19 protein-coding genes and 1 tRNA gene are annotated in these 20296 nt (G+C 72.8%); 18 read left to right on the plus strand and 2 right to left on the minus strand.

What is annotated here, in order from left to right; all coding sequences use genetic code 11:
* Positions 1-6 precede the first annotated feature (6 nt).
* Positions 7-426 (plus strand): nucleoside-diphosphate kinase, encoded by a 420-nt coding sequence (gene ndk, locus DEJ22_RS04830; protein WP_111227551.1) that lies wholly within the window; start codon positions 7-9, stop codon positions 424-426.
* A gap of 25 nt (positions 427-451) precedes the next feature.
* Positions 452-1300 (plus strand): DsbA family protein, encoded by an 849-nt coding sequence (locus DEJ22_RS04835; protein WP_111227550.1) that lies wholly within the window; start codon positions 452-454, stop codon positions 1298-1300.
* A 479-nt stretch (positions 1301-1779) separates the two neighbouring features.
* Here the strand turns inward: DEJ22_RS04835 and DEJ22_RS04840 are convergent, their stop codons facing one another.
* Entirely contained in the window at positions 1780-2388 is a 609-nt protein-coding gene (locus DEJ22_RS04840; protein WP_258379650.1) for a vitamin K epoxide reductase family protein, read from the minus strand.
* Positions 2389-2724: 336 nt separating this feature from the next.
* On the opposite strand from DEJ22_RS04840, the gene DEJ22_RS04845 reads away from it, so the two are divergent.
* A complete protein-coding gene (locus tag DEJ22_RS04845) occupies positions 2725-5763 on the plus strand; it encodes an Rne/Rng family ribonuclease (protein ID WP_111227548.1) in 3039 nt (1012 codons plus the stop codon).
* Position 5764: 1 nt separating this feature from the next.
* Positions 5765-6673, plus strand: a complete 909-nt coding sequence (locus tag DEJ22_RS04850; protein ID WP_111227547.1) for a YoaK family protein — start codon at positions 5765-5767, stop codon at positions 6671-6673.
* A gap of 209 nt (positions 6674-6882) precedes the next feature.
* Here DEJ22_RS04850 and DEJ22_RS04855 read toward each other — a convergent pair whose 3' ends face one another.
* A complete protein-coding gene (locus DEJ22_RS04855; protein WP_111227546.1) occupies positions 6883-7155 on the minus strand; it encodes a DUF4031 domain-containing protein in 273 nt (90 codons plus the stop codon).
* A 178-nt stretch (positions 7156-7333) separates the two neighbouring features.
* Between DEJ22_RS04855 and rplU the strand changes: the two genes are divergently transcribed.
* From rplU to DEJ22_RS04925, 14 genes are all read left to right on the plus strand, one after another.
* Positions 7334-7642: a 50S ribosomal protein L21 gene (gene rplU, locus DEJ22_RS04860; RefSeq protein WP_058728431.1), complete on the plus strand. Its 309-nt coding sequence runs from the start codon at positions 7334-7336 to the stop codon at positions 7640-7642.
* Positions 7643-7656: 14 nt separating this feature from the next.
* A complete protein-coding gene (gene rpmA / locus DEJ22_RS04865; RefSeq protein WP_022905368.1) occupies positions 7657-7908 on the plus strand; it encodes a 50S ribosomal protein L27 in 252 nt (83 codons plus the stop codon).
* Positions 7909-8002: 94 nt separating this feature from the next.
* A complete protein-coding gene (obgE, locus tag DEJ22_RS04870; RefSeq protein ID WP_111227545.1) occupies positions 8003-9523 on the plus strand; it encodes a GTPase ObgE in 1521 nt (506 codons plus the stop codon).
* Positions 9524-9530: 7 nt separating this feature from the next.
* On the plus strand, positions 9531-10349 hold the full coding sequence (gene proB / locus DEJ22_RS04875) for a glutamate 5-kinase (RefSeq protein ID WP_258379649.1): 819 nt from the start codon (positions 9531-9533) through the stop codon (positions 10347-10349).
* 435 nt (positions 10350-10784) lie between these two features.
* Entirely contained in the window at positions 10785-12050 is a 1266-nt protein-coding gene (locus DEJ22_RS04880; protein WP_111227544.1) for a glutamate-5-semialdehyde dehydrogenase, read from the plus strand.
* Positions 12051-12094: 44 nt separating this feature from the next.
* Positions 12095-12295, plus strand: coding sequence for a hypothetical protein (locus DEJ22_RS04885; RefSeq protein WP_111227543.1), 201 nt, complete (start codon positions 12095-12097; stop codon positions 12293-12295).
* An 11-nt stretch (positions 12296-12306) separates the two neighbouring features.
* Positions 12307-12906: a nicotinate-nucleotide adenylyltransferase gene (gene nadD / locus DEJ22_RS04890; protein WP_111227542.1), complete on the plus strand. Its 600-nt coding sequence runs from the start codon at positions 12307-12309 to the stop codon at positions 12904-12906.
* Positions 12903-14417: a hypothetical protein gene (locus DEJ22_RS04895; protein WP_111227541.1), complete on the plus strand. Its 1515-nt coding sequence runs from the start codon at positions 12903-12905 to the stop codon at positions 14415-14417. The genes nadD and DEJ22_RS04895 overlap by 4 nt, the downstream gene beginning before the upstream one ends.
* 139 nt (positions 14418-14556) lie before the next feature.
* Entirely contained in the window at positions 14557-14931 is a 375-nt protein-coding gene (rsfS, locus tag DEJ22_RS04900; protein ID WP_111227540.1) for a ribosome silencing factor, read from the plus strand.
* 106 nt (positions 14932-15037) lie between these two features.
* A tRNA-Ala gene (locus DEJ22_RS04905) sits at positions 15038-15110 on the plus strand.
* Between the two features lie 116 nt (positions 15111-15226).
* Entirely contained in the window at positions 15227-16147 is a 921-nt protein-coding gene (locus DEJ22_RS04910; RefSeq protein ID WP_181430874.1) for an aldose 1-epimerase family protein, read from the plus strand.
* Positions 16126-17640, plus strand: coding sequence for an anthranilate synthase component I family protein (locus tag DEJ22_RS04915; RefSeq protein ID WP_181430872.1), 1515 nt, complete (start codon positions 16126-16128; stop codon positions 17638-17640). The genes DEJ22_RS04910 and DEJ22_RS04915 overlap by 22 nt, the downstream gene beginning before the upstream one ends.
* Before the next feature lie 110 nt (positions 17641-17750).
* Entirely contained in the window at positions 17751-18602 is an 852-nt protein-coding gene (gene imuA', locus DEJ22_RS04920; protein WP_181430870.1) for a DnaE2-dependent mutagenesis accessory factor ImuA', read from the plus strand.
* A gap of 80 nt (positions 18603-18682) precedes the next feature.
* Positions 18683-20293, plus strand: coding sequence for a DNA polymerase Y family protein (locus DEJ22_RS04925; RefSeq protein ID WP_258379648.1), 1611 nt, complete (start codon positions 18683-18685; stop codon positions 20291-20293).
* Positions 20294-20296: the final 3 nt, after the last annotated feature.

Consider the following 20296-nt stretch of genomic DNA (forward strand, 5'->3'; position numbering starts at 1 on the left):
AACTGCGTGTCCGATCTCGAAGAGACCCTCGTCCTCGTCAAGCCCGACGGCGTCGCCCGCCAGCTCACCGGAGAGGTCCTCCGTCGCATCGAGACCAAGGGCTACGAGATCGTCGACCTCAAGATGGTCACGGCGTCGCGTGAGCTGCTCGACTCCCACTACGAGGAGCACCAGGGCAAGCCGTTCTTCGAGCCGCTCGTCGAGTTCATGCAGTCCGGTCCGGTCGTCGCCGTGCGCGTCGCGGGCAACGGTGTCATCGCGGGCTTCCGCTCGCTCGCCGGCACCACGGACCCGACCTCGGCCGCCCCGGGCACCATCCGCGGTGACCTCGGTCGCGACTGGGGCCTGAAGGTGCAGCAGAACCTCGTGCACGGCTCGGACTCCCCGGAGTCGGCCGCACGCGAGCTCGCCCTCTGGTTCGCCTGATCGACGGAAGCGGAGCACAGACGCGATGACGAACAACGACCGTCCCACCAAGAACGAGCGTCGTCAGCACGCGCGTGAGATCGCCCGCCAGCGGGCCGACGCCGAGAGGCGCCGCAAGCGCCGCAACAAGTGGTTCCTGCAGGGCGGCATCGGCCTGGGCATCGTGGCCGTCGCGGCGATCATCGCGATCGTCGTGGTGAACGTGAACAGCGGCGGCACCACCTCGGCCGCCGGCCCGAAGAACATGGTGACCGGCGGCATCCAGTTCACCGGAGGCGACGGCACGATCACGCCCGTCACGACCGGAGCGGTCTCGGCGGACGGCACCCCGTCGCCGGTCGCCACGGCGGACAGCGACGGCAAGGTCAAGGTCGTCGAGTACGTCGACTGGGCCTGCCCGGTCTGCAAGCAGTTCGAGGCCGCCTACGCCGACCAGATCACGGACTTCGTGAAGAACGGCCAGGCGACGCTCGAGATCCACCCGGTGTCGATCCTCGACCGCAGCTACCTCGGCTCGCGGTACGCCAGCCGTGCCGCGAACGCCGCCATGTGCGTCGCGAACTACGCGCCGGACAAGTTCCTCGACGTGCAGACGCAGTTCTTCGAGAAGCAGCCGGAAGAGGGCACGAAGGGCCTGACCAACGCCGAGATCGCCGACCTGGTGAAGGCCGGCGGGGCGACCGGTTCCGACGTGTCCGAGTGCCTGTCGAACGAGACGTACAAGGGCTGGGTGACGAAGATCACGAACCAGGTGACCTCGGACCCCGCGGTCGCCGGCCCGCAGGGCTTCGGCACGCCGACGATCCTGGTCGACGGCAAGCGCGTGAGCACCCTCACCGACGTCGTGCCGACCATCGAGGCCGCCGCGAAGTAACCGCTCGACCACGATCGGCCCCGCGCTCCCGCTCCGGGAGCGCGGGGCCGACGTCGTTCCCGGTCAGGTGCGAGTGCGCGCGGGCGCGGCGTGGGTGCGGGCGCGGCGGGCGCGGGCGCGGCGGGCGCGGGCACTGGTGCGGGTGCCTCGTCGATCCGGGCGTACCGAGCGGAACCGGGCGTAGCTGGTGCATCGGTCTCATCAGGGATGCCCGTTCCCACGCGGGATCACAAGTGTCGTGGGAAGGACCGGGCGCGGCGCAGTGTCGCTCGGCTCGGACGAACGCCCGCAGCCGGCGCCGTCCGGGAAGCCGCACCGGCAGAGCGAAGCCGCCGGCGGGGGAGCACCGAGCGGGCGGGACATGCCGTCGGCTTCTCGGGCGAGGGCAAGATCCGTCGCCGGAGACGGACGAGGGTGACAGATCTGGCCCGCTCGGTGGGCCGAGATGGGCACTCCGCAGCGGCCGGGGCGCCGCGGCGTCAGAAGGGGAGCGTCGTGAGCACCCGAGGGAAGACGATGAGGATGCAGACCACGATCACCGCGTAGTTCGCCAGGACGAGCGCCCACGAGTAGGGCAGCAGCGCGCGACCGACCCGCTGGACCCCGGCGCCGAAGCGGCCCTGCGCAGCGTTCCAGGTGGTGAAGATCCAGAACATCGGGATCGTCACCGACCACACGAGCATGCACCAGGGGCAGAGGTACCCGATGACCCACACGGTCTGGGTGAAGAGCCAGGTGACGAAGACCCACGCCAGGAACACCCCGGCGTTGAAGAGGATCCAGAACCACCGGTTGCCGTTCCGCATCCCCGCGAGCAACATGACGCCCACGGCGATCGGGGCGACGAATCCCATGACGCCGAGCAGCGGGTTCGGGAAGCCGAAGAGCGAGCCCTGCCAGCTCGTCATCACCTGGGAGCAGTTCACGAACGGGCTGACGTCGCAGCTGAGCGCCTTCGACGGGTTCTCGTACTTCGCGAACTCGTCGAGCACGAGGTTGAACGCGGCGAAGAGGCCGACCGCGCCGGTGACGACGAGGAAGACCGCCATCGCGATCGGGCGGCGGGGCGTGGTTGCACTCGTGCTCACGGCGTCATCATCGCATGCCCGTTCCGGTACTTTCCTGGCACCTCGTGCGACAATGACAGCAGCCGCGCGGCCATCCGTGCGGCGAAGAGAGCTTTCCGGGCAGCAGCCCGGACGATCAGGTGCGGTGAGAGCGCGCCGTGACCGGGACTCGCGTCACTTCCGATGCCGAGCCGGACGGGCCGGGTGCCCGACACGGAACGGCTGCGGACCGAACGACGGGGTGCCGCGGACCGGTCGCAAGACAACGAACGCGGGGGCGTGGACGCCGCCCGTGACAACCACAGAATTCCCGCCGTCCGTCAGGATGCGAGTGGGGCCGAGGAGTGCACCAGATCCATGGTGGAGCAGAACACCGACAACCCGAACAACGAAGAAGTCGCACCGAAGCGCCGTGGCCGCCTGTTCGGCAGCCGTCGCGCCCGGTCCACCGGCCAGGAGGCCCGTGGTGACGTCGACGAGACCACGCAGGACGTCGAGTCGGTCGCGCTGACCGACGACGCACCGGTCGACGAGGCGCCGGTCGACGAGGTGCCGGTGGACGACGCGCCCGCCTCGGACGAGAGCGCCGCACCCGCCGGGACCGACGCCCCGTCCTCCCCGGTCGAGGTGGCCGTGGAGCAGGTCGCGAGCCCGAGCACCGAACCCCAGGACGTCTCGACGGTGACCGGCAGCCAGCCCGTCGTCGCCGGTGACGCATCGACGGCGGCCGAGCCCGCAGGCGCCGGGGCCGCCGAGACCGCGGCCGCGCCCGACGGCGGTGCGAGCACGCCGGAGCCCAGCGTCGTTGCCGCACCCGCGTCCGAGGTGACGGGCGTCGGCGAGGGGAGCCCCGCCTCCCGGCCGGAGCTCACGTCTGCGCCGGAGGCCGACGAGCCGTTCGTGCCGAAGGCCACGAGCACGCTGAGCCTCATCTTCCATGCCCCGGTCCTGCTGGACCTGCCGGTGCGTGCCGCCCGCGACGAGCACGAGGACGACGACGAGGACGACGAGCAGGGCGGCGGACGCCGTCGCTCGCGCCGTCGGGGGAGCAGCGCGGACCGTCAGGAGCGCGGCGTCCGTGAGCCGCGCGACCACCAGGAGCCGCGCCGCCGCGAGCCGGAGCTCATCACCGAGCCGCAGCGCATCAAGGGGTCGACGCGACTCGAGGCCAAGAAGCAGCGCCGCCGCGACGGTCGTGACGCCGGTCGCCGACGCACCGTCATCACCGAGGACGAGTTCCTCGCTCGGCGCGAGAGCGTCGACCGCCAGATGATCGTCCGCTCGAGCTCGTCGAAGATCGAGATCGGCGTGCTCGAGGACAACGTCCTCGCGGAGCACTACGTCACGAAGTCGCACAACGTCTCGCTCATCGGCAACGTCTACCTCGGCAAGGTGCAGAACGTGCTCCCCTCGATGGAGGCGGCGTTCGTCGACATCGGACGCGGCCGGAACGCCGTGCTCTACGCGGGCGAGGTCGACTGGAACTCGGTCGACACCGGCAACCACGGCCGCCGCATCGAAGCCGCCCTGAAGCCGGGCGACAAGGTGCTCGTGCAGGTCACGAAGGACCCGGTCGGCCACAAGGGTGCCCGCCTCACCTCGCAGATCTCGCTGCCCGGCCGCTACCTGGTGTACGTGCCGAACGGCTCGATGAACGGCATCTCGCGCAAGCTGCCCGACACGGAGCGCGCGCGGCTCAAGAAGATCCTCAAGGAGGTCCTGCCGGAGCACGCGGGCGTCATCGTCCGCACCGCTGCCGAGGGCGCCACCGAGGAGCAGCTGACGCGCGACGTCCAGCGCCTGACCAGCCAGTGGGAGGCGATCCAGAAGAAGGTCGCGAACGGTCACGCGCCGGTCATGCTGCACTCCGAGCCGGATCTGCTCGTGAAGATCGTCCGCGACGTCTTCAACGAGGACTTCACGAAGCTCATCATCGACGGCGAGGCGGCGCGCGGCACGATCGAGGAGTACCTCGACGCCGTGGCACCGGACCTCAAGGACCGCGTCGAGGTCTACGACGGCCCGGACTCGTTCGAGGAGTACCGCCTCAACGAGCAGATCGAGAAGGCCCTGGACCGCAAGGTCTGGCTGCCGTCGGGCGGTTCGCTCGTCATCGACCGCACCGAGGCCATGACCGTCGTCGACGTCAACACGGGGAAGTTCGTCGGTTCCGGCGGCAACCTCGAGGAGACCGTCACGAAGAACAACCTCGAGGCGGCCGAGGAGATCGTGCGGCAGCTCCGCCTCCGCGACATCGGCGGCATCATCGTCATCGACTTCATCGACATGGTCCTCGAGTCGAACCGCGACCTCGTGCTCCGGCGTCTCGTCGAGTGCCTCAGCCGTGACCGCACGAAGCACCAGGTCGCCGAGGTGACCTCGCTGGGCCTCGTGCAGATGACCCGCAAGAAGATCGGCGTCGGGCTCCGCGAGTCCCTCGACGAGGTCAACGCGAAGGTCAACGACAACACGGCCGAGCAGCAGGGCAAGAGCCGTCGGAAGAGCCGCGGCAACGCGGGCTCGAACAACAACGGCGGCAACGGCAACGGCAACGGCAACGGCGGCGGGAGCAGCAACGGCGGCGGTTCGGGCAACGGCTCCAACGCACAGTCCTCGCAGGCGCACCAGATCACCGAGGACGTCAAGAACGCGCTGTCCCGCATCGCGGCGTCCACGCTGCCGCACGAGGAGGCGGCAGGCGTGACCGGCGTCGCCGCGCCGCGCGCCGGTGCTGCGTCGGTCCCGTCGCCCGAGTCGGCCGGATCGCCGGCGTCAGCCGGGTCGCCCGCATCCGCCGGTTCGCCCGCGTCCGCACCGGAGCAGGGCTCCGACGAGACCGCCGGTCAGAAGGCTCCTGGTCGTGACGGCTCGGGTCGTGACGGCGAGCAGGGCTCCGGCTCGAAGCGCCGCCGCCGTCGCGGTGGTCGCGGTGCCGGCAGCCCCGCCACCGAGCAGCAGGGATCGAACGAGCAGGTGTCGGCCGCGCAGCCGTCGGACGAGGCCCGGCCCTCCGGAGCCGCGTCGACGGCCACGGAGGCGGCCGCGAGCACCCCGGAAGCGGCCCCGGCCGCGCCCGTGACGGCGTCGGAGGAGTCGGCGCCCGTGAAGGCCGCCGCGCCGGTCCGTCGTCGGGTCAGCTCGAGTGCTCCGGTCACCCCGACCGAGAACACCGTCGCGATCCTCGACATCCCGGTCGCGGTGACGAAGCGCGAGCCGCGCTCGGTGCGCGACGACACCGAGTCGCTCCTCGACTCCGTGCTGCAGGCGCTCCCGGAGCCGAAGCAGCCGGGACAGGGACGGTCGCGCTCGCGGCGCGTGTCCTCGCCGAGCATCAGTGCGCCGGCGACCACGGGTGACGACGCGCAGGACGACGGTTCCGTGATCGTGGGGAACTGAGGTGTCCGACGCAGGTGACCCCCGAGGTCGCCAGCAGGACCGTGGGTACTACGGTGCGGGCTGGTCCCAGCCCGCACCGCCCTCGGACGGGCAGCCGAGCGGAGCCCCCGGGTACGCGGGGCAGCCGTACGGCCAGCAGCAGCCGTTCGGCCAGCAGCAGCCGTTCGGCCAGCAGCAGCCGTTCGGCCGGGCCGCGTCCCGGAGACCCCGGCGACCGTCCGACCCGCGTCGCGCGTTCGCACCGGGCGCCTCCGTCGCGAACACCACCGGCGCGCTCATCGCCGTGGTGTCGATCGTGCTGGTCGAGTTCGTCTCGGGGGTCCTCGGGCTGCTCGGGACGTCCCTCGTCGTGCACCCCTTCTCGACCTACGGCACCGGCGCGAGCCTGATCGGCAGCTTCGTCTCCGGGGTCTTCGCATCGCCGTTCCCGTTCTACGCAGGGGCGTTCCTCGCGCTCGCGTTCCTCACGCCGATCGACCGACGCAGTCCGCTGCCGACCGTGCTCCTGCGGGCAGTGCTCGCCGGGGCCGGCGGCACGATCGCCCTGGCGCTCGTCGGGGTGTTCACGGGTGCGTACGCAGCCGTGCGGACGGGCTCCGGGGCGCGGCTCGTGATCGACGTCGTCACCGGCCCGCTGCGGGACGGCGTGCCCTTCACGCTGATGCTCCTCGGTTCCGCGACGGCGGCCTGGCTGTGGCTCGGTCGTCCGCGCGGCGGGCGCAACGGCCAGCGCTCGGACGCCGGCCGGCCGGGCACGGTGCGGCCGGCGGACGCCGTGCCCCCGTCGACGTTCCCGCCCGCCCCGGGACCGTCCGCGCCGCAGCAGGCGGGCCGCCCGTACGGTGCGCAGCCGAGCGGTCCGCAGGCAGGGCAGCGTCCTGACGATCGGTGGGCTCCGCCGACCCGCTAGCGTCCCACGCCCTGGCACGCGCGCTCTGCGTCGTCCCCGGACCACATCTCGCACCGGGGGTCGGACCGCGCCCTGCCGCGCCGGGGAGGCCGAGCCGAGCAGCACCGCGGCGACCACGCCGCCCGCCCCGAGCGGTGTGACGAGCATCGGAGGCGATCCGTGCCTCCCGGCCGTGCGCCTGCCGTCCGGACCGTCCGCGCGCTGGGCGGTCAGTGCGCGCGCTTGTCGCGCTGCGGGACCCGCAGGCCGCTGGCGATGAGCCGGAGCACGAGCTCGCGACCGGTGACGGCCGTCGCCCCGGCGGCGACCAGTTCCTCGTAGCGGGAGCGCGGCACGTCGTAGTGGTCGTGGTCGAACGCACGGCGCGGAACCCCGGCCCGTTCGGCGAAGGCGTGGAGCTCGTCGTAGGATGCATCACTGACGAGGTGCGACCAGACGGTGTCGTGGGCGGGCCACGTCGGCGGGTCGATCAACACGGTCACGCGAGCCATCGTACGTGTGTCGCCGTTTGACCGGACCCGGGGGGATCGAGTATTCTCGATCCCTGGTGTCAGCGGGCCGTTCTGCCTGCGTCGCCGATCGGGCCCGGCCTCCGGGAGCCGCTCGTGCAGAAGTGGGCACCCGAGACTTCCCTCAAGCAGAGTACGTAAGGAATTCCACGTGGTTTACGCAGTAGTGCGCGCCGGCGGCCGTCAGGAGAAGGTCGAGGTCGGCACGATCCTCACGATCGACCGTGCCAAGGCCGACGACAAGGGCAACATCGACCTCGCCCCGGTGCTCCTCGTGGACGGTGACACGATCACGTCGGCGGCTTCCGAGCTCGCGAACGTGACCGTCACCGCCCAGGTGCTCGAGGACCTCCGTGGTCCGAAGGTCGTCATCCAGAAGTTCAAGAACAAGACCGGGTACAAGAAGCGTCAGGGCTTCCGCGCTGAGCTGACCCGCGTCAAGATCACCTCGATCGCGTAAGGCGGGAGTAGAAGATGGCACACAAGAAGGGTGCGAGCTCCACTCGCAACGGTCGTGACTCGAACGCACAGCGCCTCGGCGTGAAGCGCTTCGGTGGCGAGGTCGTCAACGCCGGCGAGATCATCCTGCGCCAGCGTGGCACCCACTTCCACCCGGGCGCCAACGTCGGCCGCGGTGGCGACGACACGCTGTTCGCCCTCTCGGCCGGTTCGGTCGAGTTCGGCACCAAGGGCGGCCGCAAGGTCGTCAACATCGTCAACGCGTAACACCAGCGACGACAAGACTCTGCGGGAGGGGCGGGCCACGTGCCCGCTCCTCCCGTTCTTTCGTGCAACACCAGCAACACCTAGGAGTGGACCCATGGCGACCTTTGTCGACCGCGTGACCCTGCACCTCACCGCGGGGAACGGCGGCAACGGCTGCGTGTCGGTCCGCCGTGAGAAGTTCAAGCCCCTCGCCGGCCCCGACGGCGGCAACGGCGGCGACGGCGGCGACATCGTCCTCGTCGCCGACCCGCAGGTGACGACCCTGCTCGGCTACCACCGCTCGCCGCACCGGTCGTCGCGCAACGGCCAGCCGGGCATGGGCGACATGCGCAGCGGTGTGAGCGGGGAGACCCTCGAGCTCCCCGTACCGATCGGCACCGTCGTGCACGACGAGGACGGCGAGGTCCTCGCCGACATGACCGAGCCGGGCATGCGCGTCGTCGTCGCCCCCGGCGGCCAGGGCGGTCTCGGCAACGCCGCGCTCGCGACCACGAAGCGCAAGGCCCCGGGCTTCGCGCTGCTCGGCACCCCGGGATGGACCGGCGACGTCAGCCTCGAGCTGAAGACGATCGCCGACGTCGCCCTGGTCGGCTTCCCGAGCGCCGGCAAGTCCTCGCTCATCGCCGCGATCTCGGCCGCGAAGCCGAAGATCGCCGACTACCCGTTCACGACGCTGACGCCGAACCTCGGGGTCGTCGAGTCGGGCGAGGTCCGCTTCACCGTCGCCGACGTGCCCGGCCTGATCGAGGGCGCGTCCGAGGGCAAGGGCCTCGGGCTCGAGTTCCTGCGCCACGTCGAGCGCTGCGAGGCGCTGCTGCACGTGATCGACTGCGCCACGCTCGACCCCGGTCGCGACCCGATCTCCGACCTCGACGTCATCCTCGGCGAGCTCGAGCGCTACCCGGTTCCCGAGGGACAGACCCCGCTGCTCGAACGCCCGCAGCTCGTCGCCCTGAACAAGGTCGACGTGCCCGAGGCCGCCGAGCTCGCCGAGTTCGTCACCGCGGAACTCGAGGAACGCGGGTACCGCGTCTTCCCGATCTCGACCGCCTCCCGCAAGGGCCTCCGCGAGTTGACCTTCGCGCTGGCCGAGGTCGTCGAGCAGGCCCGGGCCGACCGTCCCGCCGCCCCCGAGCAGGAGCGCATCGTCCTCCGCCCGAAGGCCGTGGACGAGAAGCCCTTCACCGTGCGCGCCGAGGGTGGCGAGGAGCACCGCTTCTACCGGGTCCGCGGCGCGAAGCCCGAGCGTTGGGTCACGCAGACCGACTTCACCAACGAGGAGGCGATCGGCTACCTGGCCGACCGGCTCGCCAAGCTCGGCGTCGAGGACGGCCTGTTCAAGGCCGGGGCCGTCGCCGGTTCCACCGTCGTCATCGGTGGCGACGGCGGCATGGTGTTCGACTGGGAGCCCACGCTCACGTCGACCGCCGAGCTCATCACCAGCGCCCGTGGCACCGACGCCCGCGTCGGTGGTTCGTCGCGTCCGACCCGCAACGAGCGCCGCGAGGAGTACTTCGAGCGCATGGACGCCAAGGCCGCCGCGCGCGCCGAGCTCGAGCAGGAGCGCGTCTCCGGGCTGTGGGCCGACGACGACGCCCGCACCGACGAGGACTGACCACGGCATGACCGACACGAGCGCGCGCACCGACCTCGGCCCCGTCACCCGGCGGGAGGACGTGCCGCGTGCGCGTCGCCTCGTGGTCAAGGTCGGCTCGTCTTCGGTGAGCGGCGCCAACACCGGCCAGATCGCGGCACTCGTCGACGCCCTCGCCGCGGCACACGCGCGGGGGACCGAGGTCGTCCTCGTGTCGTCCGGTGCCATCGCGACGGGCTTCCCCTTCCTGGGGCTCGAGGGGCGTCCGGACGACCTCGCCACCCAGCAGGCGGCGGCTGCGACCGGGCAGAACGTCCTCATGTTCCGGTACCAGAAGGAGCTCGACCGGCACGGGATCGTCGCGGCGCAGATCCTGCTCACCGCTGGGGACCTGCAGAACCCGACGCACCGGGTGAACGCCCAGCGTGCCGTCGACCGGCTGCTCGCCCTGCGGGTGCTGCCCATCGTGAACGAGAACGACACGGTCGCCACGCACGAGATCCGCTTCGGCGACAACGACCGGCTCGCGGCGCTCGTCGCGCGCCTGCTCGGGGCCGACGCCCTCGTGCTGCTGTCGGACGTCGAGTCGCTCTACACGCGGCCCCCGGAGCACCCGGACGCCCGACCCATCGACGAAGTCCCGTTCGGTGACGAGCTCGCAGGGGTGACCTTCGGGTCCGTGGGCAAGGCCGGGGTCGGCACCGGGGGAGCCGGGACGAAGGTCGCCGCGGCCCGCCTGGCGGCCGAGGCGGGCACCGCGGTGCTCGTGACGGCGACCTCGTTGGTCGACCGCGCGCTCGCCGGGGAGCACGTCGGCACCTGGTTCCACGCGGCGCCGCGCAGCTGACGGTCTGCGGCTGATCCGGTCTGCCGCGGCACGGTCCTGCCGTCGGTCGGGTCTGCCGCGGCACGGGTCTGCCGTCGGTCGGGTCTGCCGCGGCACGGGTCTGCCGCGGCACGGTTCTACTGCCGCACAGGTCGGCCGCCGGCCGGGAGGCGCGGGGCAGGCCCGCCACGTCGGCCCGCCGGACGACGTGGGTGCGCGAGACGCCGCCCACCACGCGGGACACCGTCACCCCGTCGAGACGCCGCACGGTACGGGACCGTCTCGGCGGAGCCGGTCCGTCCCGGACGGACGCCGGCGCCTCGCGGCGCCCGGGTCGGTGGGAGCACCCCTCGGAGACGTGAGCGGAGTCCGGCACAGGCGCGGCGCCTCCCGGTCCACTCCACAGCTGTGACGCGAGCAGCGTCACGGGACGGGGGGTCGACCTAGTATCGGACCATGTCGTCGACCGCCACCGCTCCCTCCCTCTCCGACAAGCTCGTCGCAGCGCGCGACGCCTCGTCGGCACTCGCGACGGCCACCACCGCGGTCAAGGACGAGGCCCTGCGTGCAGTGGCAGCAGCGGTCCGTGCGGGGGCGGACGCCATCGTCGCCGCGAACCACGAGGACCTCGTGGCGGGTGAGGACGGCGGGCTCTCGTCGGGGCTCCTGGACCGCCTGCGTCTCGATGCCGCCCGGATCGAGGCGTTGGCCGCGGCGGTGGAGCACGTGGTCGGGCTGACGGATCCGGTCGGTGAGCACGTGCGCGGTTCGCGGCTGCCGAACGGCCTGCAGCTCACGCAGATCCGTGTCCCCTTCGGCGTCGTCGGTGCCATCTACGAGGCACGGCCCAACGTCACCGTCGACATCGCCGCGCTCGCGCTGAAGAGCGGCAACGCGGTGGTGCTCCGAGGCGGGTCGGCGGCCCAGCGCACGAACGCGGAGCTCGTCGAGCGCATCCGGCAGGCGGTCGCCTCGGTCGGGCTGCCCGCCGACCTCGTCCAGACCATCGACGAGTTCGGGCGGCAGGGCGCGACGGACCTCATGCGTGCCCGTGGGCTGGTCGACGTGCTCGTCCCGCGGGGGAGCGCGTCGCTCATCCAGACCGTGGTCACCGAGTCGCAGGTGCCCGTGATCGAGACGGGTGCCGGCGTGGTGCACGTCTTCCTCGACGCGTCGGCGCCGCTCGAGCGATCGGTGGACATCGTCCTCAACAGCAAGGTGCAGCGTCCGAGCGTCTGCAACGCCCTCGAGACCCTCCTCGTGCACCAGCAGGCCGCCGAGCGGTTGCTGCCGGTGCTCGCCGACCGGCTCCGTGCCGCCGGGGTGACCCTGCGGGGCGACGACGCGACACGCGTGATCGTGCCGGGTGTGCTGCGGGCGACCGAGGCCGACTGGGCGACCGAGTCGATGGACCTCGACCTGTCGATCCGGGTCGTGCCCGACGTCGACGCCGCGATGGCGCACATCGCCCGGTGGTCGACGCACCACACCGAGTCGATCGTGACGAACGACGTCGACACGGCGGAACGGTTCCTGGCGGGCGTCGACTCGGCGGTGGTGATGGCGAACGCCTCGACCCGGTTCACCGACGGCGGGGAGTTCGGCTTCGGTGCCGAGGTGGGCATCTCGACGCAGAAGCTGCACGCGCGGGGGCCGATGGGCCTGCCCGAACTCACGAGCACCAAGTGGATCGTGCGCGGGCATGGACAGATCCGCGGCTAGACTGGGCGGCGACTTCCCACCCGATCGAACGGAGCACCGGACCGATGACCTTCCTCGCTGAAGCCGCAGAGCACGCCTCCGGGGTCCCCGCCTACGTCTTCCCGCTCGTCGGCGCCCTGTTCTTCACCTTCCTCGGGTTCGTCACGTGGAGCTTCCGCGACGTGGCGTACCGTCACTCGCACAAGTTCGAGGCCACCCGCCACCACGAGACGGGTGTCGACGAGTTCGGTCACACCAAGCTCTGACGCGCCGCTCGATGCTCGAGAGCACGGGGCGCCCACGCATCGGTGTGATGGGTGGCACGTTCGACCCCATCCACCACGGCCACCTCGTGGCCGCGTCCGAGGTCGCCCGTGCGTTCGACCTGGACGAGGTCGTCTTCGTCCCCACCGGTCAGCCGTACATGAAGTCGGGCGTCACCGACGCCGAGCACCGGTACCTGATGACCGTCGTCGCCACGGCGTCGAACCCGATGTTCACGGTCAGCCGTGTCGACATCGACCGCCCGGGGCCGACCTACACGATCGACACGCTCCGCGACCTGCACGAGCAGCGTCCGGACGCGCAGCTCGTCTTCATCTCGGGCGCGGACGCCGTTCAGCAGATCCTCGACTGGAAGGATCATGATGGGTTGTGGGACCTCGCGCACTTCGTCGCGGTCACCCGGCCGGGCCACGATCTCAGCATCACCGGACTGCCCGAACGTGACGTGAGCTTGCTCGAAGTCCCCGCCCTGGCGATATCCTCGACCGATTGCCGCGACCGGGTCAGGCGTGGCCACCCCGTGTGGTACTTGGTCCCAGACGGTGTCGTCCAGTACATCTCCAAGCACCATCTGTATCGGAGCGTTGCATGAGTTCGTCCGACGCGCAGCCGCCACTCTCGCGGCGCCAGGCGCGCGAGCGGGAGCGTGCCGCCGCGGCCGGCGGGCAGCCGGTCACGCCGCCGCCCACGGTCGCGGCGTCGACCGACCAGCCCGAGGCCCGACGCCGCCCCGGCTCACACGTCGCGCCGTCGCCGAGCGGCCCGGCGCAGTCCGCGGCCCGGCCGACCAGCGGTGGTGCACCCGGCTCGACGGGCGGCGTGTTCCCGCTTGCCCCGGCTCCGGCCTCGGCGACCGAGATCGTCCCGGGCACCGGTGGGCTCACCCGTCGCCAGCTCCGGCTCATGCGCGAGGCCGAGGGGCAGGCCGTGCAGCCGGTCCCGCTGCAGGCGCCCACCCCGCAGTCGTCCGACCGGACCGTGCAGGACGTCATCGGTTCCGTGGACCGCCTCGGCGAGGACGCCCAGCGCGTCCGTCCCGCGCAGGCCGCAGGCCGCTCGGCCGTGGTCCCGCTCCTGCCCGCGCCCGCCTCGACGTCGCAGGCGGAGTCCGAGACGGACCGGCCCGCCGTCGACGAGCAGCAGGACGTGTCGGAGCGCACTGCCGGGTCCCCGCCCACGGACTCCGACCGGGCCGGTACCGAGCCGACCGAGCGTGACGAGTCCGAGGCCGAGCAGGACGGCAGCGGAGAGGACGCTCCCGAGCACCTCGACGCAGCAGCCGTCGCGCAGGCGACCGAGGCCGACGGTTCGCCCGACGCCGTCGAGTCCCTGAGCGAGGCCGTCGCGCACGCCGAGGAGCCCCGGCGGCACCGTTCGACCTGGGCACCGCCGGAGGACGACGACGCCGACCCGGTGACGCCGACCACCGAGGACCCCGAGCCGTCCGAGGGGCTCCCGCCGACGCCCTCGTCCTCGACCCCCGTGGTCTTCCCGCTCTCGCTCGACGACGACACGAACGAGGTGCCCGTCCAGCGCCCGACGCCGGCCACGGCGCGGCGTGACGACGACGGCGAGGCGCCACGCGTGCCCGCGGCGTTCCAGCGACGCTCGGAGCCGAAGCCGGTCACCACCGTCTTCGAGCCGCCCGCCGGGCACTGGTCGCAGCAGGCCGACGACGCCGAGGTCCACGACACGACCGGCACCCGTCGCGTCGCCGTCCAGGACACGAACTCGATCGTCCTGCCCGACTCGGCGCTCGCGGACCCGACCGGCGCCCTCAACGCCACGGGCGAGGTCATCCTCACCGGGTCGATCGACCTGCCCGCATCGCTGTCGTCGACCGGGTCGCACCGGCCGATCGACGGCGCCGAGGTCGACCGTCTGCTCGAGCAGCACGACGAGCAGCCCGAGACCGACGCGAGCCCCGTGCGGGCGAGCCGTGCGGTGTCGAGCCACACGTCGACCCGTCAGGTCGTGCTCGCTGCCGCGAAGCCGAAGGAGTCCCGCACGCCGGTGATCCTCGGTGTCACGGTCGGTGCCGTCGGGCTGGCCGCGGCGGGTGTCATCATCGTCGCCCTGCTCACCACGCACTTCGGCGGCTGAGCCCTCGCTCCGCACACGCCATCCTGATCACCCCGCCGCTCCGGCCGAGCCCGCCCTGGCCGCTGTCGGCGGGGTGGCTTATGATCAGGACCCACCACACGGACCCACCGATCGTGGGTCCGACGACCGGAAGGACTCCGTGACCGCCTCCTCACGCGCACTGGAACTCGTGCAGATCGCCGCCCAGGCGGCCGACGCGAAGCAGGCCGAAGACCTCGTCGCCCTCGACGTGACCGGGCCGCTGCAGCTCACCGACGTGTTCCTGCTCGCGACCGGTCGGAACGAGCGCAACGTGCTCGCCATCGCGGACGAGGTCGAGGACCGCATGATCGCCGCCGGCGCCAAGCCCCTCCGTCGCGAGGGGCGGACCGAGGGCCGTTGGGTCCTCATCGACTTCGGCGACGTCGTCGTGCACGTCTTCCACGAGGAAGACCGCCAGTACTACTCGCTCGAGCGCCTCTGGTCGGACTGCCCGACCATCCCGCTCGAGCTGCCCGTCGACCACACGGCGTAGGCGCGACGCGCCCGGGTGACGGAGCTGATTTCGTCACCCGGCGTTCGCGTGGTGTACGCTTTCATGGTGCCTCCGGGAACGGAGAACACGCCGAGCAAGTGAACATGGGTCTGTGGCGCAGCTGGTAGCGCACCTGCATGGCATGCAGGGGGTCAGGGGTTCGAGTCCCCTCAGATCCACCCGAGCATCAGAACCCCGCGGCAGTGACACGGTCACAACCGCGGGGTTCTGTCGTTGTTGCGGCGCGTTCCGGTCGCGTCCGGTCGACGGCTCCCGCGCCACTACGCTGATGCGCATGAACGACGCGCCCCTGTCCGGATCCGCCCTGACGATCACCGCCGGTGGGTACACCGCCGAGATCGCGTCGGTGGGGGCATCGCTCCGGACGCTCCGCGCCGAAGACCGCGACCTGGTCGTGCCGTTCGCCGCAGACGAGGTCCGTCCGGCGTTCCGCGGCGCCGTCCTCGCGCCGTGGCCGAACCGGGTCGTCGACGGCCGCTACACCTTCGGCGGGCAGGAGCACGAGCTCGCCCTGACGGAGCCGAAGCGGCACCACGCCCTGCACGGGCTCGTCGCCTGGACCGACTTCCGCATCGTCGCCCACGAGCCGGACCGCGCCGTCCTCGCCACGACGGTGCCCGCGCAGGAGGGCTACCCGTTCCGCGTCGACGTCCTCGTCGAGTACCGCGTCGACGGCGACGGGCTGCACACCACGATCACCGGCACGAACACCGGCGCCGGTGCAGCGCCGTGGGGGACCGGCCCGCACCCGTACCTCGTCGCCGGCGAGGGGCGTGTCGACGACTGGACCCTCACCCTGCCCGCGTCGCAGGTGCTCGAGGTCACCGAGGACCGTCTCGTCCCGACCGGCCTCGCACCCGTGCACGACGAGTTCGACCTGCGCACCGCGACCCCGATCGGCGACCGGTTCATCGACCACGCCTTCACCGGCTTCGAGCGTGACGCCGAGGGGCTCGCCACCATCGTGCTCACCGCCGTGGACGGGCGTGGCGTGCGGGTGTCGTTCGGGCCCGAGTGCGGGTGGGCGCAGGTGCACACCGCAGACCACGTCGTGCCGGAGTACCACCGCGTCGGCCTCGCCGTGGAGCCCATGACCTGCGCGCCGGACGCGTTCAACGCCGGCGAGGACGCGGGCCTCGTCGTGCTCGACCCCGGCGCCGCGCACGCAGCCTCGTGGACGATCGCCGCCGTCTGACCGGACCCCGGGTCGTCGCACGCCGTCTGGACGGGACCCCGGACCTCGGAGCCCTGGCCGACGCGTCCCACGGTGACGTCGTCTGGCTCGACTCCGGGTTGCCCGACGGCGCTCCCGACACCGCCCACGAGCGCGCCCGCTGGTCCGTCCTCGCGCAGACGGACGGTCCGTTCGCGACCCGGTTCCGGCACGAGGGCCGCCGTGCCGTCGTGGACGTCCCGCCCGCCGCCGAGCGGTGGTTCGGGACCTCCCGCGTCGAGGACCGCCCGGCGTTCGCCGTGCTGGGTGACCTGCTCGACCGGACGCCGGCGCTCGCAGCTCCCGTGGTCGGGTGCGGCTTCGCGCTCGGGTGGGTCGGGTTCCTCGGCTACGAGCTCGGCCGCGAGTCCGGTGGCCCGGACCGCACGGCCGACGGGCACGCCGACGCGGACCTGCGGTTCGTCGACCGGGCCGTCGTCGTGCACGCCGACGGCCGTGCCTGGGCGCTCGCGCTGGTGACCGACGACGAGCCGGCGGCCAGCGCGGCGAACCGGGCGTGGCTCGACGAGCCGCACGTGTCCGTCACGCGGGGCGGCCTGCCGGACGCAGCCACGGGCCTCCCGGTCGGCGCCACCGGGCGGGTGTCGCGCGCCGCCTACGAGGCCGCGGTCGAGACCTGTCGCGCGGAGATCCGAGAGGGGAACGCCTTCCAGGTGTGCCTCACCACCGTCTTCGCGGTCGGCGCGGTCGGCGCGGTCGGACGGGAGGCACGGGTCGCCCCCGGTGCGGACCCACACCTGGACGAGTACCTGCGACTGCGCCGCGCCGACCCCGTCCCGTTCGGTGCCTACCTGCGGCTCGGCCCCCTGCGGGTGGCGAGCCGGTCACCGGAGCGGTTCCTGCGCGTCGGAGCGGACGACACGGTCGTCGCGGAGCCGATCAAGGGCACGCGGCGCCGTGACCCCGACCCGGAGCGCGACGCCGTCGTGCGGGCCGGGCTGATGGCGAGTGCGAAGGACCGAGCCGAGAACGTCATGATCGTCGACCTGCTCCGGAACGACCTGCTCCGCACCGCGGTGCCGGGGTCGGTGCACGTGGAGCGGCTCTGCGACGTCGAGACCTACGCGAGCGTGCACCAGCTCGTGTCGACGGTCTCGGCGGTGCTGCCGCCGGGCACTGCACGGGCAGCGGTCGTGCGCGCGGCGTTCCCGCCGGGGTCGATGACCGGGGCGCCCAAGATCAGCGCGATGGCCGTCGCCGACCGGCTCGAGGACGCACCGCGGGGCGTGTACTCCGGTGCGGTCGGGTACTTCTCGGCGGACGGGTCGGTCGACCTGTCGGTGGCCATCCGCACACTGGTGACGGTCCTCGACGACCGGGGTGCCGAGCGGTCGCGGTCGTACGGGGCCGGGGGAGCGGTGACGTGGTCCTCGGTCGCGGCGGACGAGGCGGACGAGGTGGAGACGAAGACACGGTCGGTGTTCAGCGCGCTGGGGGTCACAGCTCGCTGGTGAGCCGTCCGGTCCGTCGGGAACGACGGAACCGGTTCGCGACCCCGCCGTGTCGAAGGGGTGTTCGAAGGACTGTCCACCGGATGTCGGACCCGGTTGACATCATCGAACACATGTTCGAATATGAGGGCATGCAGACGGCGGCGGCACTCCTGTCGCCCGGGGCCGAGGGGGCGTCCGGGCACGATGCCCCTGCTCGCCCCGCCGTTCGGTCCGGGGCGGGCCGGCCGACCCGACGCGTCGATCACCTGGGCGACGCCCGGGCAGCGCTCGAGCGGATCACGGCACTGCGCTCCCGCGTGGCCGAGATGGAAGCACCCCGCGTCGACGTCCAGGGGCTGCCCACCGCCACGGCGCTGCAGCCCCTGCTGCCGGGTGGTGCGATCCGGGTCGGCGGGGCCTACGCCGTGCAGGAGTCGGTGCTCCTCGCGATGACCATGCTGCAGGCAGCCTCGGCCGAGGGTGCCTGGTGCGCCGTCGTCGGCGTGCCGTCCTTCGGGGTCGAGGCCGCTGCGGCGATGGGCATCGACCTCGAACGGCTCGTGCTCGTCCCCGATCCGGGCGACCAGTGGCTCACCGTGACCGCGGCGCTCGCAGACGTCGCCCAGATCGTCCTGACCCGGCCGCTCGGGCGGGTGGCGCCCGGTGACGTCTCGCGGCTCTCCGCACGGCTGCGACAGCGCGGTGGAGCGCTCGTCGCGCTCGGGTCCTGGCCGGGCGCCGACGTCACGCTGCGGGTGACGGAGTCGGTGTGGAGCGGGATCGGCGACGGCCACGGGCACCTGGCGGAGCGCCGGGCCACGGTGACGGCATCCGGCCGCGCGGGAGCGGGACGACCGGTCAGCGCCGACCTGCTGCTGCCGGCGGCCGACGGTGCGGTGCGACCCGCGGTGGTCGGCGCTGCCGGCGCTTCCGGTGGCGTGGACTCGCCGCGCGTGCTGCGTCCCGTCGCGGTGGCGTCGTGAGCCCCCGCGGACGGGCACGGGCGGCCGCCCCCCTGGCACCCGCCAGGAGCGGCGGCGCCGGGACACCCGGTCCGGGTGCGGTGCGCGCTGACGCCCTGGCGCGCGGTGGCGCCCTGCCCGAGCCACCGCCCGCCCGCACGATCGTGCTGTGGTGCCCGGACTGGCCCGTGATCGCTGCCGCCCGAGCGGCCGGCTCACCGCCCGACCACCCGTTCGCCCTGGTCGCGAAGGGGCTGGTGTTCGCCAGCTCGGCCAGTGCCCGGCAGCAGGGGGTCGTCCGGGGGCTCCGCGTGCGCGAGGCCCAGGCGCGCTGCCCTGAGCTCGTGGTCGAGCCGTACGACGACGCGCTCGACCACCGAGCGTTCGAACCCGTCATCCGCGCGATCGAGGAGGCGGTCCCCGGGGTCGAGGTCCTGCGGCCCGGCACGGTCGCCCTGCGCTCCCGCGGGCCGGCGCGCTACTACGGCGGTGAACGGGCGGCGGCGGCGACACTCGCGGGCATCGCGGCCGACCACGGCGCCCCCGGCGTGCGAGCCGGGGTGGCGGACACGCCGTTCGCGGCGGAGCAGGCGGCGCGGGCGAGACCGGTGCGGCCGGGGGAGCGGGTGCGGATCGTCCCCGTCGGTGGCTCCGCGGCGTTCCTGGCGGACCTACCGCTCGGCGTGCTCGGCGACCCCGACCTGGCGATGGTGCTCGGGCGGCTGGGCGTCGGCACGCTCGGTGACTTCGCGGCACTCGGTGACGAGCAGGTGCGGGACCGCTTCGGCGTCGCCGGGGCGTTCCTGCACCGGCTCGCCGGCGGTCGCGACCCGCGAGCGGTCACTGCACGTGCGGTGCCGCCCGAGCTCCGGGTCGAGGCGTCCTTCGAACCCCCGCTCGACCGCGCCGACCAGGTGGCGTTCGCGTTCCGGCGGTCGGCGGACGACTTCGCCGCCCGACTGCGAGCGGCCGGGTTGGTCGCCACCACGATCCGCGTGGGCATCGTCGACGAGCGCGACCTGCTGCTCGAGCGGACCTGGGTGCACCCGCGCTGGTTCGACGCCGCCGACGTGGTCGACCGGGTGCGGTGGCAGCTCGCCGGCGGCGTGGACCCGACGGGGCTCGAGGCACCCGTGGTCCAGGTCATGCTCGAGCCGGTCGCGGTCGACGACGCCGCGAACCACGAGCGCGGACTCTGGGGCACCGGCCCCGATGAGCGCGTGCACCATGCCCTCGCCCGCGTGCAGGGGCTCGTCGGGCACGACGGGGTGGTGACCCCGCGGATCGGCGGCGGCCGGACCCTGGCCGAACGCGTCGTGCTCGTGCCGTGGGGAGACGCGCCCGTCGGGGGAGAGCGGGCACTGGCGACGGTGCGCGACCGCCCGTGGCCCGGCAGGCTGCCCGGGCCGCCCCCGGCGACCGTCCTCGAGCGACCCCGACCGGTGGACGTCGTGGCGGCAGGGGGCGACAGCGTCGACGTCGACGAGCGCGGATCCCTCACCGGCGCTCCCGAGCGGTTCCGGGCCGAGGGTGAGCGTGGCGGGCGGTTCGCCCCGGTGACCGCGTGGGCCGGGCCATGGCCACTCGTCGTGCGCTGGTGGGAGGCGGGGGGACGGCGGCTGCACCGACTGCAGCTCGTCGACGGTGACGGCCGCGCCTGGTACCTGGTGCTCGCCGACCACCGGTGGTGGGCCGAGGCGGTCGCGACGTGAAGG

Origin of the sequence: Curtobacterium sp. MCSS17_007 (assembly GCF_003234175.2) — a bacterium.
GTDB lineage: Bacteria > Actinomycetota > Actinomycetes > Actinomycetales > Microbacteriaceae > Curtobacterium.

What these genes read in the sequence shown, in the direction of transcription:
- DEJ22_RS04835 (WP_111227550.1), top strand. Translation starts at nt 452, where the DNA reads ATGACGAACAACGACCGTCCCACCAAGAACGAGCGTCGTCAGCACGCG.
- DEJ22_RS04845 (WP_111227548.1), top strand. Translation starts at nt 2,725, where the DNA reads ATGGTGGAGCAGAACACCGACAACCCGAACAACGAAGAAGTCGCACCG.
- rpmA (WP_022905368.1), top strand. Translation starts at nt 7,657, where the DNA reads ATGGCACACAAGAAGGGTGCGAGCTCCACTCGCAACGGTCGTGACTCG.
- obgE (WP_111227545.1), top strand. Translation starts at nt 8,003, where the DNA reads ATGGCGACCTTTGTCGACCGCGTGACCCTGCACCTCACCGCGGGGAAC.
- proB (WP_258379649.1), top strand. Translation starts at nt 9,531, where the DNA reads ATGACCGACACGAGCGCGCGCACCGACCTCGGCCCCGTCACCCGGCGG.
- DEJ22_RS04880 (WP_111227544.1), top strand. Translation starts at nt 10,785, where the DNA reads ATGTCGTCGACCGCCACCGCTCCCTCCCTCTCCGACAAGCTCGTCGCA.
- DEJ22_RS04885 (WP_111227543.1), top strand. Translation starts at nt 12,095, where the DNA reads ATGACCTTCCTCGCTGAAGCCGCAGAGCACGCCTCCGGGGTCCCCGCC.
- nadD (WP_111227542.1), top strand. Translation starts at nt 12,307, where the DNA reads ATGCTCGAGAGCACGGGGCGCCCACGCATCGGTGTGATGGGTGGCACG.
- DEJ22_RS04895 (WP_111227541.1), top strand. Translation starts at nt 12,903, where the DNA reads ATGAGTTCGTCCGACGCGCAGCCGCCACTCTCGCGGCGCCAGGCGCGC.
- DEJ22_RS04910 (WP_181430874.1), top strand. Translation starts at nt 15,227, where the DNA reads ATGAACGACGCGCCCCTGTCCGGATCCGCCCTGACGATCACCGCCGGT.
- imuA' (WP_181430870.1), top strand. Translation starts at nt 17,751, where the DNA reads ATGTTCGAATATGAGGGCATGCAGACGGCGGCGGCACTCCTGTCGCCC.